2 protein-coding genes are annotated in these 18292 nt (G+C 69.0%); both read right to left on the minus strand.

The window, feature by feature from the left end; translation table 11 throughout:
• Nucleotides 1-9 precede the first annotated feature (9 nt).
• The gene (locus U5782_RS15735) at nt 10-6786 is read right to left on the minus strand and encodes a non-ribosomal peptide synthetase (protein WP_322044771.1); all 6777 of its coding nucleotides are present in this window, start codon (nt 6784-6786) and stop codon (nt 10-12) included.
• Nucleotides 6783-18134 (minus strand): non-ribosomal peptide synthetase, encoded by an 11352-nt coding sequence (locus U5782_RS15740; protein ID WP_322044772.1) that lies wholly within the window; start codon nt 18132-18134, stop codon nt 6783-6785. The genes U5782_RS15735 and U5782_RS15740 overlap by 4 nt, the downstream gene beginning before the upstream one ends.
• Between the last annotated feature and the right edge of the window lie 158 nt (nt 18135-18292).

The following is an 18292-nucleotide window of genomic DNA, read 5'->3' on the forward strand; positions in this document are numbered from 1 at the left end:
GTTCATGGCTTAGGGCGCCGCGTGCGCGGCGCGCTCAGATTGGGACGCTGCAAGCGGCGTAAGCGACGCAAGCGGTGCATGCGGTTCGGCGCTTGCCGCGTCGAGCAGCGTGCGCCATGCGTCGAACGCGCGCTCGATGGTGGCGGCGTCGAACAGCGCGCTCGCATAGACCCACTCGACTTCGTAGCCGCCGTCCACGGCTTCGACGAACAGCGCCATGTCGAACTTCGATTGCGTCGTGCGCGCGCGCAGCAACTCGATCGCAAGGCCCGGCACGCGCGTGCTCTCGCGCGGCAGGTCGCGCAGCACGAACAATGTCTGCACGAGCGGATTAGCGTCGCGGCGGCGCTTGAGCGCAAGCGCGTCGACGATACGGTCGAACGGCAGCGCGCGGTGGTCGAGTGCTTCCCACGCCGCCTGCTTCGCCACGTCGAGCCACGCGGCAAAGCTCGCGGCGCGCTTACCCTCGGCAGCGAGGCGCGAGCGCAACGGCACGACGTTGACGAAGAAGCCAATCAGCGCTTCAAGTTCGCTGCGCTCGCGGCCATCGACGTCGGTGCCGATCACCAGATCGTCCGCTCCCGTGTAGCGATGCAGGAAAAGCTGGAAGCTCGCGAGCAGCACCGCGAACGGCGTCATGCCGTGCGCGCGGGCAAGCGTACGCACGCGCGCGCCGATCGCCGCGTCGAGCAGGAAGTAGCGCGCCGCGCCCGCGTGCGAGGCCTGGGCTGGCCGCGGGCGGTCGGTGGGCAGCGCGAGCAGCGGCGGCGCATCGGCGAGATAGCCGCGCCAGAATTGCTGTGCCTCGCGCAAGGTCTCGGGCGTGAAGCGAGCGCGGTGCCAGCGCGCGTAATCGGCGTATTGCACGGGCAGCGACGCGAGCGCGGGCGGCGCGCCGTCACGGTGCGCGCGATAGCCCTCGCACAACTCGTCGAGCAGGATATGCACCGACGCGCCATCGGCCACGATGTGATGCAGCGACACGATCAGCACGTGATGCTGGGCGTCGAAGCGCAGTAGCGTCGCGCGAATGAGCGGCGCGCGCGCAAGATCGAAGGGCAGGCGCGCGGCGGCGTCGAGCGCCTGCGCGACGGCTTGCGCGCGCGCCTCGGCGGGGGCGGCGGACCCGGCGTCGCCCGCCGCATCGTCCGCACCCGCTAGCGGCTCGATCATGGGCATCGGCACATCGAGATGGGCGGCGATCGTGAGCACGGGATCACCGTCCTCGTCGCTGCCGAATGCCGAGCGCAGCACTTCGTGACGCGCCACCACGGCCGCGAGGCTGCGATGCAGCAAGTCGGCATCGAGCGGCCCGCGCAAATCGAGGCCCGCAGCCATGTTGTATGAGGCGAGCGTCTTGCCCGCGAGCTGATCGACGACCCAGATACGCTGCTGCATCAGCGAGAGCGGCAGGCCGGTGCGATCGGCGCTCGCTTCAAGGGGCGCGTCGTTTGAAGCGTTCGATACGCACGATGCTTCGCACAACGCGTCGATGCGCGCGGCCAATGCGGACAGTGTCGGCGACGCGAAAATCTCGCGCAGTGGCAAATCGACCAACCACGTCGACCGCACGCGCGACGCCAGCCGCATCGCCGCCAGCGAATGGCCGCCAAGCGCGAAGAAGTTGTCGTCGCGCGAAATCGCCGCGTTCGGCACTTCGAGCAGCACCGCCCAGCAGCTTGCGAGCGCGCTTTCCGTCTCCCCATCGGGCATCGCACGCGCCGCTTCGCGGCGCGGCGCGGCGATGCGCGCCCGTTCCGCGAGCGCCTGGCGGTCGAGCTTGCCATTGCGGTTCAGCGGCAGCGCGTCGATCACGCGCAGCACCGAGGGCACCATGTAATCGGGCAGCGCCGTCGCCAACGCGCGCTTGAGCACGGCCGCGTCGAGCGCCACGCCCGGTTGCGGCGTGGCGAAGCCCGCCAGGCGCGCGCCCGCCACCACAATCACGGCGGCGTCGCGCACGCCGTCGAGCGCCTTCAGGCGCGCCGCGATCTCGCCCGGCTCCACGCGATAGCCGCGAATCTTCACCTGATCGTCGATACGGCCCAGGTATTCGAGGCTGCCGTCGGCAAGACGCCGTGCGCGGTCGCCGCTGCGATAGAGCCGCGCGCCCGCCGCGAACGGATGCGGCACGAAGCGCTCCGCCGTGAGCGCGGGCCGATTCAGATAGCCGCGCGCCACGCCCGCGCCGCCCAGGTACAGTTCGCCAGTCTCGCCCTCGCCCACCGGGTTCATATGGGCGTCGAGCAGCCAGGTCTCGGCGTTGTCGAGCGGGCGGCCCAGCGGCAGGGTCGCCGCGTCGCGATTCGCCTCGCTCGCGTCCTGCGTGAGTATCCCCACCGTGGTTTCGGTCGGGCCGTAGTGATTGAGCACGCGGCAGCCGGGCCGCAGCGCCGCGATGGTGTCGCGCAACGCCCACGACGTGGCCTCGCCGCCGAGCACGAGCGTATGCGCGGGCAGCGCGTCGGCGGCGTGCTCCGCTTGCAGCAGGGCGTGCAGATGACCCGGCACGATCTTGAGCACGTCGATGCGTGCGCTCGCCAGCGTGTGTGCGAAGCGGTCGGCGTCGAGCGTGGTGTCGCGGTCGATCAGATGCAGCGCGCCGCCCGAGGCGAGCGCGCCGAACAGCACCGTATGGCCCAGGTCCGCGCCCACCGTCGAGACCATCGCGAAGCGCGCGCGCGGCGGCGCGTCGATGCGCGCGAGCACCGCGTCGGTGTAATTCGCGAGCGCGCCATGCGTAATCACGACGCCCTTGGGCGTGCCGCTCGAACCCGAGGTGTAGATCACGTACGCGGCGCTTTGCGGATCGACATCGGGAAGCGCAATGGGGGCATGGCGTTGCGCTTCAAGCTGAGCTTCGTCGATGCGAGCGTGCAGCAAGTTCTCCCCATCGAACACGGGCATCGCACCTTCGCTCAGCACGACACGCGCGCCGCAATCGCTCAGTGTTTGAGCGAGGCGTTGCGGCGGATTGGCCGCGTCGAGTGCAACATACGCGCCGCCCGCCTTGAGCACGCCGAGCATCGCCACCACGAAGCGCGCCGAGCGATGGGCGACGATCGCCACCGGCTCGCCCGCCCGCAGTCCGCGCGCCAGCAGCCATTGCGCGATATATTGCGCGCGCGTATCCAGTTCGGCGTAACTCATGCGCAGCGCGCCATCCACGACAGCATGCGCGTCGGGCTGTTGCGCCGCGTGACGCGCGACGCGCCGGTGAATCGGCTCGCCCACCGCCGCACGCCGGGCCACGCTCGCCGCTGTCACGCGCGCGCGCTGGTCGGCGTCGAGCAAATCGAGGCTGGCTAGCGTGGCCGTTTCGCTGTCGGCGTTTGCATCGCCGAGCGTGGCGGCGAACGCTTCCACCGCGCGCAGATACTGCGCGGCCATGCGCTCGACGCTGGCCGACTCGAAGCGTGCCCGCGCGTAGGTGAAGTAGCCGCGCATCGCGCCGTCGCGCGTTTCGCGCAGGTCGAGCGCGAGCGGCACCTTTACGTGCGCTTCGGCGATCTCGAAGCGCGAGGCCTGCGCGCCGGGCCAACGCGCAAGCGCCGGGTAGTCGTCGCTCAGGTAATTGAAGCTCGTTTCGAACAGCGGCCCGCGCTGCACGTCGCGCGTTGGCCGCAGTTGATCGACCAGCACATCGAACGGCAGCGCCTGATTCGCCTGCCCGTCCAGCGTGCGGCGGCGCAGTTGCGCGAACAGGCCCGCGAGCGTCGTCGCGCCGTCGCAGTCGCTGTGCAGGACGATCGTGTTGACGAAGAAGCCGATCACGTCGTGCGTTTCGGGCCGCGTGCGGTTCGCGACCGGTACGCCGGTGCGGATCGCGCCTTGCCCCGTCGCGCGATAGAGCCACGCGTGATACGCGGCCAGCAGCACGACGAAGGGCGTCGCGCGATGGCGGCTCGCACAAGCGCGCACGGCTTGCGCGAGCCGCGCGGGCAGCGTGAAGGCGACGCGTCCGGCGGCGCGCGCATCGATATCGGCATCTGCCTGAGCGTCGCCGGCGGCCGCGCGATCGAAGGGCAGCGCGAGCGGCGGCACCTCGGCGGCGAGGGTCGTGCGCCAATACGCGAGTTGGCGCCCCGCCGCCTCACTCGCCAGCCAGCGGCGCTGCCACGCGGCGTAGTCGGCGTAAGCGATGCGCGGCGCGGGGCGTGGCGTCGGCGTGCCGTCGAGCGCGGCGCGATAGCCGTCCACCAGGTCTTCGACGAGCAACTGCATCGACCAGCCATCGGTCGCGATGTGGTGCAGCACGAGCATCAGCAAATGCCGCTCCTCGCCCGCGCGCGCCAGGCCAACGCGCAGCAACGGGCCGCGCAGCAAATCGAAGGGCTCGGCGGCGAAGCGCTGGGCGCAGTGATGGAGCGCGGCTTCATCGCTGTCGTCCGAGGCTGCGCCAAGGTCGAGTGTCTGCCACCCGAGCGCCCCGGCATCCGCCACACACGGCGCGTAAATCTGCGCTTCATCGTCGGCTTCGACAAAATGCGTGCGCAGCGCCGCATGGCGTTCATGCAATCGCGCGAGGCTGTGCCGCAAGGCATCGAGATCGAGCGCGCCGTCCAGACGGATGCCCGCCGCGACGTGATACGCACGGCTCTCAGGGTCGAGCCGCCACGCAAACAACTGACGCTGCTGCGCGTGCGAGACCACGGCCTCTGCGGCAGGTTCGATGGGCGCTTCGTCTCGCGCGTCATGTGCCGTCACCGCTTGATCGAGCGCGGCGGCCATCGCCGCGAGCGTCGGCGTTTCGAAAATCTGTGCGATCTCGATGCGACGGCCAAGGCGTTCGGCAATCAGCGCCACGAGGCGCGCCGCGCTCAGCGAACTGCCGCCGCTCGCGAAGAAATGCGCGTCGGGCAACAACACCGCTTGCGTATCGAGCGCCTCGCACCAAAGCGCAGCCAGCGCGCTTTCACGAGCGTCGAGCGTCGCGCCTTCGCGTGCCACAGCACCCTCGCCGCTCTCACCGCCGATCACAAACGCGCCCTGCTCCCAGAGCGCGTAAAGGTCGAGCGTACGCTCGCGCCAGCCGTCGCGCACAGCGGCGCGCTGGAGTTTGCCGCTGGAGGTTTTCGGCAGCGCACCCGGGTTGAGCAGCACGATAGCGGCGGGCGTCTCGCCGCAAGCCTCGAACGCGCAACGGCGCAATGCTTCGACGATCTGCGCGGCCGTGAAGCGCTTTTTCATGCGCGGCGCGATTTCCAGCGCGAGGCCGAGCGTCTCGTCGCCGCCCAATTGCGCGCCAAACGCGATCACGCGGCCTTTGCGCGCGAACTCGCAGTGCGCCTCGACCGCCTGCTCGACATCCTGCGGATAGAGATTGCGCCCGCGCACGATCACGAGATCCTTCACGCGGCCCGCGATATAGAGCTGCCCGTCGTGCACGAAGCCAAGATCGCCCGTGCGCAGCCAGCGGTTTGCGTCGACACCATTCGATTCGGCATGCGAATCATCACGGAAAGTTTGCGCACTCGCATCAGCGCGGTGCCAGTATCCGCACGCAACGCTAGGACCACTGACGTGAATCTCGCCGATACAGCCGTCTTCGAGGATCGCCCCGCCCTCGCGCGCGACGATGGCGACACGATGCGCGTCCTGCACCGCGCCGCAGCCCACCAGCACCGTAGCCGGCTCGTTAGCATGCGCAGCCACTGCACGCCCCGCCGACAAGCAAGCACTGCTGAACGCATGCGAAACGAGTCCCGCGCCGCGCACGCCGCCCGTGACGAAGAGCGTCGCTTCGGCAAGGCCATAACACGGATAGAGCGCTGCGGCGTCGAAGCCGGCTTGCGCAAAGCGCTCGACGAACGCATCGAGCGTGTCGCGCCGCACCGGCTCCGAGCCCGAAAACGCAAGCCGCCAGCTCGAGAGATCGAGCTTCGCGAGCGCGTCGTCGTTCAGACGCTCGGCGCACAGGCGATACGCGAAATCGGGCGCGCCCGAAATCGTGCCGCGATGGCGCGCGATCGCATCGAGCCAACGCAATGGCCGCTCCAGAAAGTATTGCGGCGACATCAGCACGAGCGGGATGCCGCTGAACACGGGTTGCAGCAGACTGCCGATCAGCCCCATGTCGTGATAGAGCGGCAGCCAGCTCACGAACACATCGTCGTCGCGCACGCCGAGTCCTGACTGGATTGCGATCTCGTTGGCGAGCAGATTGCCGTGACTGACCATCACACCCTTGGGCGTGCCTGTGGAGCCGGACGTGTATTGCAGGAAAGCGATGTCGCTATCGCGCACGGGATGCAGCGCAATTTCATGCGGCGTGTCGTTCAGCGCATCGACGGCCACGACCGTCGCGCCGGGCGCGAGCAAGTCGTACGCATCGGCGTCACGCTCGCGCAGTGCGGCCGTGGTCAGCACGTAGCGCACGCCTGCATCGCGGGCGATGCCGCGCAGTCGCGCCAGGTGCTGTTCGCGACGCGATTCCGGCGGATAGACCGGCACCGCCACCACGCCTGCATAAAGACAACCGAAGAACGCGCTCACGTAATCGACGCCGCTATCCATCAGGATCAGCGCGCGTTCGCCCGCCGCGCCGTCCTGCGCGAAGCGCGCCGCCAGCGCGCTCGCGCGGCGGTCGAGTTGCGCGTAGTCGTAGCGCGTGTCGCCCTGCGCGTCGACCGTAACGAGCGCCGTGGCCGTGGCCCGTAGCTGCGCGAGTGCGCGCAGGCGCGCCGCAAGGCCACGCGTGGGCACGGCGTCGCCGCCTTCGATGACGGCGGCTTCATCCCGCGCCCCTTGCGGCGCGAATGCATTGATACGTAGCGGCGCGTTCATCGCGTCACCTCCATCCATGTTGTTTGCGCGACGCTCGCGGCCAGTTCGCGGCCCAGTGCGTCGAACAGGTCGCGATGCCGCACGATCGTCTGGTGATCGGCGTCAATCGATCCAGCCTGAACGACTCGGCCCGTGACGCGCGCCTGCCATGCCGCTGCTCCCTCTTTCGAAGCATCGGCACGCTGGCTCGCCCACCAGAGCGTCAGATCGACTGGCGTCAGCGCGTCGCGTCCATCACGGGCCGCTCGCACGATATGTCCCAGATGCCGTTGGAACAGCAGCACCTTGCCGAGCAGCGCGCGCGTTTCCTCATCGTCGAGGCCACCAGGCAGCGTCCATTCGCGCTGCGTACCGTCGAGCAGCGCCCGCAGTTCGGCATCGCTCGCGCGATACGCACGCATCGCATCGGCGCTAATGAACGCGTCGTCGGGCGCGGCGTCGCGCTCGTGCGGCACGTAGGCGTCGATCAGGCCGACGAAGGCCACCTGTGCGCCGCCCGCGGCAAGCGCGCGCGCCACTTCCGTGGCAAGCAGACCGCCCACCGACCAGCCGATCAGCCGATACGGCCCATGCGGCTGCACGCGTCGAATCCGCGCCGCGTATTCGGCGGCCAGTTGCGCGAGATCGCCTGGCCACCAGGACTCGGTGTAGAACGGCGCCTGCACGCCGTGGACGCTCGCCACGCCGTCGAGCGCCTCCGCCAGCGGCTGGTAATCGGCCACGAGCCCGGACGCCGCGTGCAGCGCGAACACGCGCGGCAGATCGGTGCGCGGTGAAAGCGCAACGATGTTCGACGCAAGCGCCTCGCCGTGCGCCACGTCCGTCGACTCGATATGCGCCGCCAGCGCACGCACCGTCGCGTGCTGGAACAGTGCTTCGAGCGTGAGTCCCGGCAAACCCTGCTCACGCGCTCGCGCGAGCACCTTGAGCGCCAGCAGCGAATGACCGCCCGACGCGAAAAAGTCGTCCGTGACGCCGATCGCGCCTCGCGTATCAGGCAGCACGTCCTGCCAGATGCGCAGCAGACGCGCCTCCAGCGGCGTGCCCGGCGCAACGGTTGCGGCCGCAACGTTCGCCTGCGGCGCGGGCAGCGCGGCGCGATCGAGCTTGCCGTTTTGCATCAACGGCAGGCGGTCGAGCCGCACCAGCGCGGCGGGCACCATATAGGCGGGCAAACGGCTTTCGAGCACGCGGCGCAGCGCGCCTTCGTCCGTCGCGCCCACAACGTAGCCGACCAGCCGCTTCGCGTCGCCTTCGCCATGCAGCGCTACGGCGCTCGCCTCGACGCCCGGCGCCTCGCGCAGCACCGCCTCGATCTCGCCCAACTCGATACGGAAGCCACGCAGTTTCACCTGCTGATCCAGACGGCCGAGAAAGTCGATGCTGCCATCGGCGCGGCGGCGGCACAGATCGCCGCTGCGATAGAGACGTGCGCCCGGCCGGCGCGGATCGGGCACGAAGCTCCCCGCCGTGAGGCCGGGCCGGCCGAGATAGCCGCGCGCGAGCGTCAGCCCGCCGATGCACAACTCGCCGAGCGCGCCCACCGGCAATTCATTGCCGTCGCGATCCATCACGTAGACACAGCGCGAGGCATACGGCTCGCCGATCGACACGATGGTCTGCGCACCGTCTTCCGCGCGCGTCTCGCGATACATGCACGCAACCGTGGTTTCGGTCGGGCCGTAGAGATTGTCGAGGCGGATATGCGCGAGCGGTCCCGCACGCCATTGCGTGAGCGCGTCGCCGGGCAAGCCCTCGCCGCCCACGGTGATCTGGCGCAGCGCGGCCAGATCCTCGCGCGGCGGCGGCGTACGCAGCCATTGCTGCCAGTAGGCCGTGGGAATGCGCGCGAAGCTCACGCGGCCTTCCTTGAGATGACGGTTCGTGGTCGGCACGTCCCACAACTGCGGGCCGCGCATTTCCACCTGGCCGCCTTGCATCAGCGCGGGCAGCATTTCATGCAGCGCCACGTCGAAATTGATCGTCGACGATTGCAGTTGCGTGTCGCGGTCGTCGATGCCATAAGCGGCGATGAAATCGTCGAGATGGCGGCTGAGCGCGTCGTGGCTCACGGCCACGCCCTTCGGCCGCCCCGCCGAGCCCGAGGTGTAGATCACGTAGGCCAGTTGGTCGGGGTGGATCGCGGCGTCGGCGTCGTGCGTGGTTGGGTCGCTCGAAGCCTCGCGCAGTGCGGCGATATCGATCGTGTCGCGATCCGTGAAAAGCGAACCACAGGCGTCGAGCGTCTGCGCGTCGGCGAGCACGCACGCCAGTTGCGCCTCGTCGATCATCGTGCGCAAGCGTTCGGCCGGATAGGCGGGATCGAGCGGCACGAAGGCCGCGCCCGAGCGCAGCACGCCAACAAGCGCCGCCACCAGCCCCGCCGAGCGCGTGAGGCACAAGCCAATGCGCTGTTCCGCACCCGCGCCGCGCTGCTGCAAGGCGCGCGCGATCCGCGCCGACCACGCGTCGAGTTCGCCATAGGTGAGGCGCTCGCCCTCGCAGTGCAGCGCGTTCGCCTGCGGCTGTGTCCGTGCGCGCGCGGCGATGCGTGCGCCCACCGCCGCAAAAGGATGCGCACGCAACGGATCGGCGGCGCGCTTTGTCAGCGCCGGTGCAAGTTGGAGCGCCGCCAGCGGCGTGTTCGCATCGGCGACAATCTGTTCGAGCATCGCCACGTAGTCGCCCAGCAGGCGTGCCGCCGTCGCGCCGTCGAACACGTCACGCGCATAGGTGAAGGCCAGCGCCGTGCCCTGGTCCGTCGCGCGCGCGTTCAGCACGAGATCGAAACGCGCGGTGCCCGTCGAGGTTTCCAGACGCGAGGCGCGCAGGCCCGGCAGGCTGAGGCCGTCGCCTTGCGTGCCGTGGTCGTAGTTGAACATCACGCTGAAGAGCGGCGTATGCGTGAGGCTGCGATCGGGACTCAGCGCGTCCACCACGCGCGCGAACGGCACCTGCTGATGCGCCTGCGCTTCAACGAGGCGCTCGCTCACGTGGCGCACGAGCGCGCCCACGTCGGCGAGTCCATCGAGTTCGCTACGCACGACCAGCGTGTTGACGACGAAGCCGATCATGCGCTGGGTGTCGAGGCGATCGCGCCCCGTCGCGGGCACGCCCACGCGAATGTCACGCTGGCCGCTGTAGCGCGCGAGCAGCATGTCGAAGGCCGCGAGCAGCACGGCCACGCTGGTCGTGTCGTGACGGCGCGCGAGCGCGTGCAGCGCCTCGTCGGTTGCGCCCGCCAGCGTGACGCCGACGCGCCCGCCCGCCTGGCTGCGCGTCGCGCCCGGGCGACGGTCGAACGGCAGTTCGAGCGCAACGCGTTCGCCCGCGAGGCGCGTGCGCCAGAAGGCGAGATCGGCCTCGGCGCGCGCGCTTTGCGCTTCGCTGCGCTGCCAGAGCGCGTAGTCGGCGTATTGGCGAGCGAGCGGCGCGAGCGCAGGCAGCGCGCCGTCAACGTGCTCCGCATAGGCGCGCGAGAACTCATCCAGCACGATCTGATTCGACCACGCATCGGAGACGAGGTGATGCGTGACCACATGCAGCACGTGATCGCATTCGGCCAGACGGATCAAGGTAACGCGCAACAGCGGGCCGGCGCTCAGATCGAACGGCGCGCGCGAGATCGATTGCAGCGTGTCGGCGATACGTTGCGCCTGTTGCGCAGGCGGCACGTCCTCGAAGTCGAGCACGCTAAGCGCGGGTGCGGGCGCATCGAAACGCTGCGTGGCTTCGCCGTCGGCTTCCACAAAGCGCGTGCGCAGGCTTTCGTGGCGCGCGACCAGGGCCGCGAGCGCGCCTTGTACTGCCGCGCGGTCGAGCACGCCTTCGAGGCGCACCGCGCCCGGCAGGTTGTAGGCCGCGCTGTGCGGGTTGAGGCGCGCGAAGAACCACAAGCGCTCCTGCGCGGGCGAGAGCGGCACGGCGTCCGTACCAGGCGCACGCGCGGGAATCGTGGCGACGCTCGCGCTGCTTTCGTTCTCGCCCGAATGCACCTGCGAGCCGAGCAACGCGCCAAGCTCGCGCGCGAGATCCGCAAGCACAGGCGTGCCGAATACGAGCCGTACAGGCACCTCGACGCGCCACACGTCGCGCAACGCCGCCGTCATGCGCAGCGCGAGCAGCGACTGCCCGCCCAGCGCGAAGAAGTGATCGCGGCGACCCACGCGTTCGACGCCCAGCAGGCTTTGCCAGACTTCGGCGAGTTGCGTTTCGACTTCGCCTTGCGGCGCTGCCCACGCGCCTGTTACGGCGACAGGTGCGGGCAGCGCGTGGCGATCGACCTTGCCGTTGGTGTTCAGCGGCAGGCGTGCGAGCACGACCACCGCCGCAGGCACCATGTAGTCGGGCAGCGTGCGCGCAAGCTGTTCGCGCAGCGCTGCGCCGAACGCGGCGGCGTCGGCTTCCTCGTGCGCAAGCGCGCTCGCATGCGGCGCGACATAGGCGACGAGCCGCGCGCCCTGCGCATCGTCCAGCGCGATCACAATCGCCTCGCGCACGTCGGCATGCGCGAGCAGTTGCGCTTCGATTTCGCCCGGTTCGATCCGGAAGCCGCGAATCTTCACCTGATGATCGGCGCGCCCCAGATATTCGAGGCGGCCATCGTTGCGCCACTTCGCAAGATCGCCGGTGCGATAGAGGCGTGCGCCGCTACCGTGCTGAGCCGCTGCAAACGGGTCCGGCACGAACTGCGCCGCGCTCAGATCGCCACGGCCGAGATAGCCGCGCGCCAGCCCCACGCCGCCGATAAAGAGTTCGCCCGCCACGTTCGCAGGCGCGAGATCGAGATTCGCGTCGAGCACATAAAGCTGCGTGCCCGAGATAGGCGCACCGATCACGGGCGCTGCGTCCGTCACCTCGCCTGCCGCCGACCAGATCGTGGTTTCGGTCGGGCCATACATATTCCACAGCGTCACACCCGCGCCGATGGCGAGCAGATCGCGCGCGAGATCCGCCTGCAAGGCCTCGCCGCCGCACAGCGCCTTGAAGCGCTGGGGCGCCTGCGCAGGCCAGCCGCCCGCGCGCAGCAGCCGCCAGCCCGCTGGCGTCGATTGCAGCGCGGTCGCGCCCGAGGTCTCGACGAGCCGTGCGAGCGCTGCGCCGTCGCGCACGGTCTCGCGCGGCGCGATCACGACGCGCGCCCCCACCGTGAGCGGCAGATAGAGTTCGAGCGCCGCGATATCGAACGAGAGCGAAGTGACGGCCACGAGCACATCGTCGGCGGCCAAACCCGGCGCTTCGCGCATCGCTTGCAGGAAATGGCCGAGCGCGTGATGCGTGACCATCACGCCCTTGGGCGTACCGGTCGAACCCGAGGTGTAGATCACGTAGGCCAGTTGCTCGCCCTTCACCTCCACGAGCGGACGATGCGCGGGTTCATCGGCGAGATCGACGCGGTCGAGTTCGAGACGTTCCAGCGATGTCGCTTCGCCCTCTTCCGCCAGATGGCTTTGCGTGATGAGCACGCGCACGCCGCTATCGGTGGCCATGAACGCGCGCCGCGCCGCCGGCATCGACGGATCGAGCGGCACATACGCGCCGCCCGCCTTGAACACCGCGAGCAGCGCCGCGACCATGTCGGTCGAGCGCTCCACACACACGCCCACTTTCGTTTCCGCCACGACGCCGAGCTTTATCAGCCGATGCGCGAGGCGGTTCGCGCGCGCATCGAGTTCGGCGTAGGTCAACGTGGTGTCGCCGCATTGGAGCGCCACCGCGTGCGGCGTGGTGGCCGCCTGGCGCTCGATCAGGCGATGCGCGCTCGCGGCCTGCGCATAGCGGCGCGGGTTGCGGCCCAGCGCGACGAGACGCGCGCGTTCGGCATCGTCGAGCAGCGCGGGGCTGCGCGTTTCACGCTTGCGCGCGATCTGTTGCAGCACGCCGATATAGCTGTCGAACAAGCGCTCGACGGTCGCGGGATCGAAGATGTCGGTCGCGTACGTGAGCGCGAGTTTGACGCCGTCCGGCCGGGCCGTCACGTCGAGCGCGAGATCGACCTGTGCGGATGCCGCCGTGCCTGCGAGCGTGCGTACAGTGAGGCCCGGCAGCGTGAACGGCGCAGCGTGCGCGCCGTCCTTGCCAGCTTCATCGACATAGTTGAACATCGCCTGGAACAGCGGCGTATGCGCGACGCTGCGCTGCGGTTGCAGACGCTCCACCAGCGTGGCGAACGGCACGTCGGCATGCGCGTGCGCGCCCACCATGCGTTCGCGCACTTCGTCGAGCAGCGCGCTGAACGGCGCGTGGCGCGGCGTGCTCATGCGGATCACGAGCGTGTTCACGAAGAAGCCGATCAGCGCTTCGGTTTCGAGCCGTTCGCGCCCGGCGACCGGCACGCCCACGCGCACATCCTGCTGGCCGCTATAGCCTTGCAGCAGCGAACCGAACGCCGCCAGCAAGCTCATGAAGCGCGTGGCGCCCTGCGCGCGCGCGCCGTCGTCGATCGCTTGCACCAGCGCGGGGTCGAGCGTGCGGCGCAGCGTGGCGCCCGCGCTGCTGCGCGCACCGCTGCGGGTACGGTCGGCGGGCAACGCAAGCAAGGGTTGCGCGCCTTCATCGCCGCCGAGTTCGCGGGTCCAGTAGTCGATCTGGGCAACGCGTGCCTGTGCGTCGCGGCGCGCCTGCTGCCAAAGCGCGTAGTCGCCGAACTGCACCGGCAGCGGCGCGAACGCGGGCGCTGCGCCGCGCAGCGCGGCCGCGTAGCCTTGTGCGAATTCGCGCAGCAGCGTGGCTTGCGACCACGCGTCGGAGACGATGTGCGGCATCGCGAAGTGCAGCACGGTTTCATCGGCGTGTTGTGCTTCAGGCAGCGTAAGCAAGCTCACGCGCAGCATCGGACCGCGTTCGAGATCGAACGGCAGACGCGTGAGTGCCTTCAGGCGCGCGTCGCGTTCGTCGGCGTGTGCGAGTTGTTCCTCGCGCCAGTCGTAGCTGCCCTCCTCATCCACGCGCTGCCAGGCTTCGCCCGCGTGTTCCTCGAAGCGCGTGCGCAGCGTCTCGTGACGCGCGACCAGCGCATCGAGCGCGCGGCGCACGGCCGCGCGATCGAGCGTGCCCGTGAGCGCGACCGCGCCGGAAATCGTATAAGCCGCGCTCGCGGGATCGAGCTTCCAGAGGAACCACAGGCGCTGCTGGCCTTCGGTGAGCGGAATGCGCGCGCCGGGTTCGCGCGGAACGATGGCGTCGATGCCTTGCGTCGAGCCGCCATCGGCATCGAGTTGCGCCGCGAGATCGGCGAGCACGGGATTGAGAAAGAGCGTGCGCAGCGAGACCGCATGATCGAGCGCTTCGCGCACGCGCGAGGCCACGCGCATCATCAGCAGCGAATGGCCGCCCACGTCGAAGAAGTTGTCGGTCACGCCCAGGTCGTCGCGACCCAGCACGGCTTGCCAGATCGCGAGCAGCGTCACTTCGGTCTGGCTGCGCGGCGCGGTGCGGCGGCGCGCGGCGTCCTGGCCCGGCTCGGGCAGCGCATTGCGGTCGAGCTTGCCGTTCTGCATCGTCGGCAGATGGTCGAGCCACACCAGCGCCGAAGGCACCATGTAGCCTGGCAGGCGGCTTTGCAGCAGTCGACGCACGGCCATGTCGTCGGCGTCGCCCACCACGTAGCCCACCAGCCGCTTCGCCTCGCCCTCGCCACGCAGCGCGGCGGCCGCGGCTTCGACGCCAGGCGCCTCGCGCAGCACGGCTTCGATTTCGCCCAGCTCGATGCGATGGCCGCGCAGCTTGACCTGCTGGTCGAGGCGACCGAGAAAATCGATGCTGCCGTCCAGACGGCGGCGGCACAGATCGCCCGTGCGATAGAGGCGGCTGCCGGGCGCGCCGTGAGAATCGGGCACGAAGCGCTCGGCCGTGAGCACAGCGCGGCCCAGATAGCCGCGCGCGAGCGTGAGCCCGCCGATGCACAGCTCGCCGAGCGCACCCACCGGCGCTTCGTTGCCGTCGGCGTCGCACACGCGCACGGTGCGCGAGGGATACGGCCCGCCGATCGTGACGATGGCTTGCGCGCAGTCCGCTTCGCGCGTCTCGCGGAACATGCACGCGATGGTGGTTTCGGTCGGGCCGTAGAGGTTGTCGAGGCGGATATGGCCAAGCGGGCCGCTGCGCCACTGGCGCAGCGCGTCGCCGGGCAAGCCCTCGCCGCCGACGGTGATCTGGCGCAGCGCCGCGAGCGCGTCGGCGGGCGGCGGCTCGCGCAGCCATTGCTGCCAGTAGGCGGTGGGAATGCGCGCGAACGTGACCTGCTGTTCGATCAGATGACGGCTCGTGGTCTCCGGATCCCAGAGTTGCGGGCCGCGCATCTCGATCTGACCACCCATCAGCAGCGCGGGCAGCATCTCGTGCAACGCGACGTCGAAGTTGATCGTCGACGATTGCAGTTGCTTGTCGTGCTCGCTGATCGAATAGGTGCCGATGAAATCGTCGAGGTGGCGCGCGAGCGTGCCGTGCGTGATCGCCACGCCCTTGGGACGCCCCGTCGAACCCGACGTGTAGATCACGTAGGCGAGTTGTTCGGGATGGATCGCGCTGGCTGTTGTGTGGCTGACCTCGCTGACTTCGTGCGCGAGCAACGCGATGTCGAGCGTCACGCGCCCTTGCAGCAATGCACCCAGACGCGCCGCGCCGGTAGCGTCGGCGAGCACGCAGCCGATATCGGCATCGTCGAGCATGGCGGCCAGGCGTTCGAGCGGGTAAGCGGGATCGAGCGGCACGAAGGCCGCGCCCGACTTCAGCACGCCGAGCACGCCCGCCACCAGCGCCGCCGAGCGCTCCACACACAAGCCGATGCGCTGGTCCGCTACAACGCCTTGCGCGCGCAGACGCGCCGCGATGTTCGCGCTCCAGCGCTCCAGTTCGCCGTAGCTCAGATGCTCGCCTTCGCAATGCACGGCGTTGGCCTGAGGCTGGGTAGCGGCGCGGCGGCTGAAGCGCGCGCCGACGGCTTCGAATATCTCAGTGTCGCTTGTGAGATCGACCCGTTCGCGAGGCGCTGCGTTTGTCAGTTCGATCTGCGCAAGCGGCTGCTGCGTGCGTTGCGTGCCTTGCGCGAGAATCTGCGCGAGATGGCCGAGCATCTGTTCGACGATCGCGGATTCGAACAGATCGGCGGCGTAGTTGAACGCGAGACGCAGGCCGTCCTCGCGCTCGACCGTGTTGAGTACGAGGTCGAAGCGCGCAGTCGGCAGATCGGTGCTCAACTCGCTCACGTGCAGGCCCGCGACATCGAACGCCACGCGCTGCGCACGCGTATGGTTGAACATCACCTGGAACAGCGGCGTCTGGCCCGCATTACGTTCGGGATGCAAAGCTTCGACGAGTTGCGCGAACGGCATGCTGTCGTGGCGATGGGCATCGAGCACGGTCTGATGCAGGCGTTCGAGCAGCGTGGCGAAATCCGGCACGCCCGCCAGATCGGCGCGCATCACCAGCGTGTTGACGAAGAAACCGATCAAGGGTTCGGTCTCCATGCGATTGCGGCCCGAGACCGGCATGCCGATGCGCAGATCCTTTTGCCCCGTGTAACGCGCGAGCAGCACGGCGTAGGCCGCGAGCAACAGCGTCGGCAAGGTGGTGCGCTGTGCGGCGGCGAACGCCTTGAGCGCGCGCGTGGCGGCCGCGTCGAGGTCGAGGCTCGCGCGCGCGCCCGGCACGTTGCGAATGCCGCCGCGCGGCTTCGTCATCGGCAGATCGAGCGCGGCAGGCGTGTCGCCTAGCTGCGTGGTCCAGTAGTGCAGATCGGCTTCGCGCTCGCCATCGTCGGCCCACTCCTGCTGCCACGCCGCGATGTCGCCGTATTGCACGGCCAGCGCGGACGCGCTTGGCGCGCGGCCCGCCGCCAGTTCGCCATAGGCCGCCACGAATTCGTCGAGCAGCAGTTTCACCGATGCGTGATCCGCGACGATGTGGTAGAGCGCGACGTGCAGTACGTGCGTCTCGCTTGCAGTCGCGTCGCGCAGCAACGCGACGCGCAGGAGCGGTCCACGCGTGAGGTCGAACGGCGCGAGCGAAAGCGTCTGAAGGCGCTGCTCGACGCAGTCCTGCGGGTGGGTGCCGTCAAGGTCGACTTCCGACCACGCGTAATTCACTCCGCCGACGATCTGCACGACCTGACCATCGCTTTCTTCAAAGCGCGTGCGCAGCGCCTCATGACGCGCGACCACATGATCGAGCGCCGCGCGCAAGCGCTCGACATCGAGCGCGCCCTCGAGCCGCAGCGCACCGGCGATGTTGTAGCCGGCATCATCAGGATTCAGTTGCCAGAGGAACCACAGCCGCTCCTGCGCGGGCGACAGCGCGAAGCGCTGGGTGCGCCCCGCAAGCGGCACGATGGGCAGCGCCTTGCCGCTCAGACCGCGCTCGCGCAGACGCGCACGAAACGTTGCGCGTTTATCCGCTGGCAGGCTCGCGTAGTTGCGGGCGATGGCCGCGAGATCGGCGCTTGCCGGAGCGGGCGTGGACGTTTCAGGCGTGGGCGTCATGATCGCGGCAGGCTGCGGTTCGGTTTCGGGCTCGCGCACCTGCTGCGTGGCGAGCGGACGCACGCCCGCTTCGCGTGCTTTGCGCTTGAGGAATGGGCAAACATCGGCGGCCCGCACGTTGTGGTCGTCGAGGAAATACTGCTTCCATTCGAGGTTGCCCGGATCGCCGTAAAAGCCGAGGTCCGGATGCGCGGGCGTATCGTCCCAGGTTTCGAGGCGCTTGCGCACCTGGTTGCGCGCTTCGCGGCCGATCACCTTGTTGGTGATGGTGTCCACGAACACGCTGCGCGGCTGGAACAGCAGCACCATGCCGGGCCCAAGATTGCGGCTGTGGCGCAGCGAGAACGACGGGCACGCGCACACCACGAACATCTGCACGCCCGCGAATGAGAACTCCCACGATTCGTCCGATGGTTCGGGCTGCTGATCAGCTTCAGGGTCGGGGTCTACGTTGTGCAGTTGTTGCAGCGCGTGCCAGAAAAGCTCGTGATAGGTGTCGTGCGAGAGCGGCGTGGCGTCGGGCTCGAAAAACACGGCGATATTGTTCTTGCGATACTGCGGCAACGAGGCCAGTTCCGCGAAGGTCTGCATGGTGGCGGGCAGATCGCCGATGTCCTTGCCGTTCACGAACGAATAGAACATCTCGCCGCGCCGCTCGGCGATCGTGCCGAAGAAGCACGGATACTGCGGATGCATCACCTGCTCGCGCAGCGTCGCGTACGACGCGTCGAGCCACGCGGGCGGCTGCACGTCGGCGCCGCACGCGCGGCCCTTGATGATGCGGCTTTTCCAGTCGTCCACGGCGAATACCGGGCCGTCTTGTTGTGCTTCCTGCTGCAAATCCTGCATCAACTCTTCATTCGGTTGCATCGTCTCGTTCCTCTGGTTCCGCACCCGCCCGGCCAAGGCGTGCGCGCGCGGCGACCCACGGCGGCGGCAGCGCACGCTGCCCGCCACGCATCAGGCAGGTCATGATTTTTGTGTGGGGAGAGTCCGCACCTTCTGAAGAGGTGTCTGGAGAACGGAGC

The sequence above is a fragment of the Paraburkholderia sp. J67 genome, from assembly GCF_905220265.1.
In the GTDB taxonomy this organism is placed as follows: domain Bacteria; phylum Pseudomonadota; class Gammaproteobacteria; order Burkholderiales; family Burkholderiaceae; genus Paraburkholderia.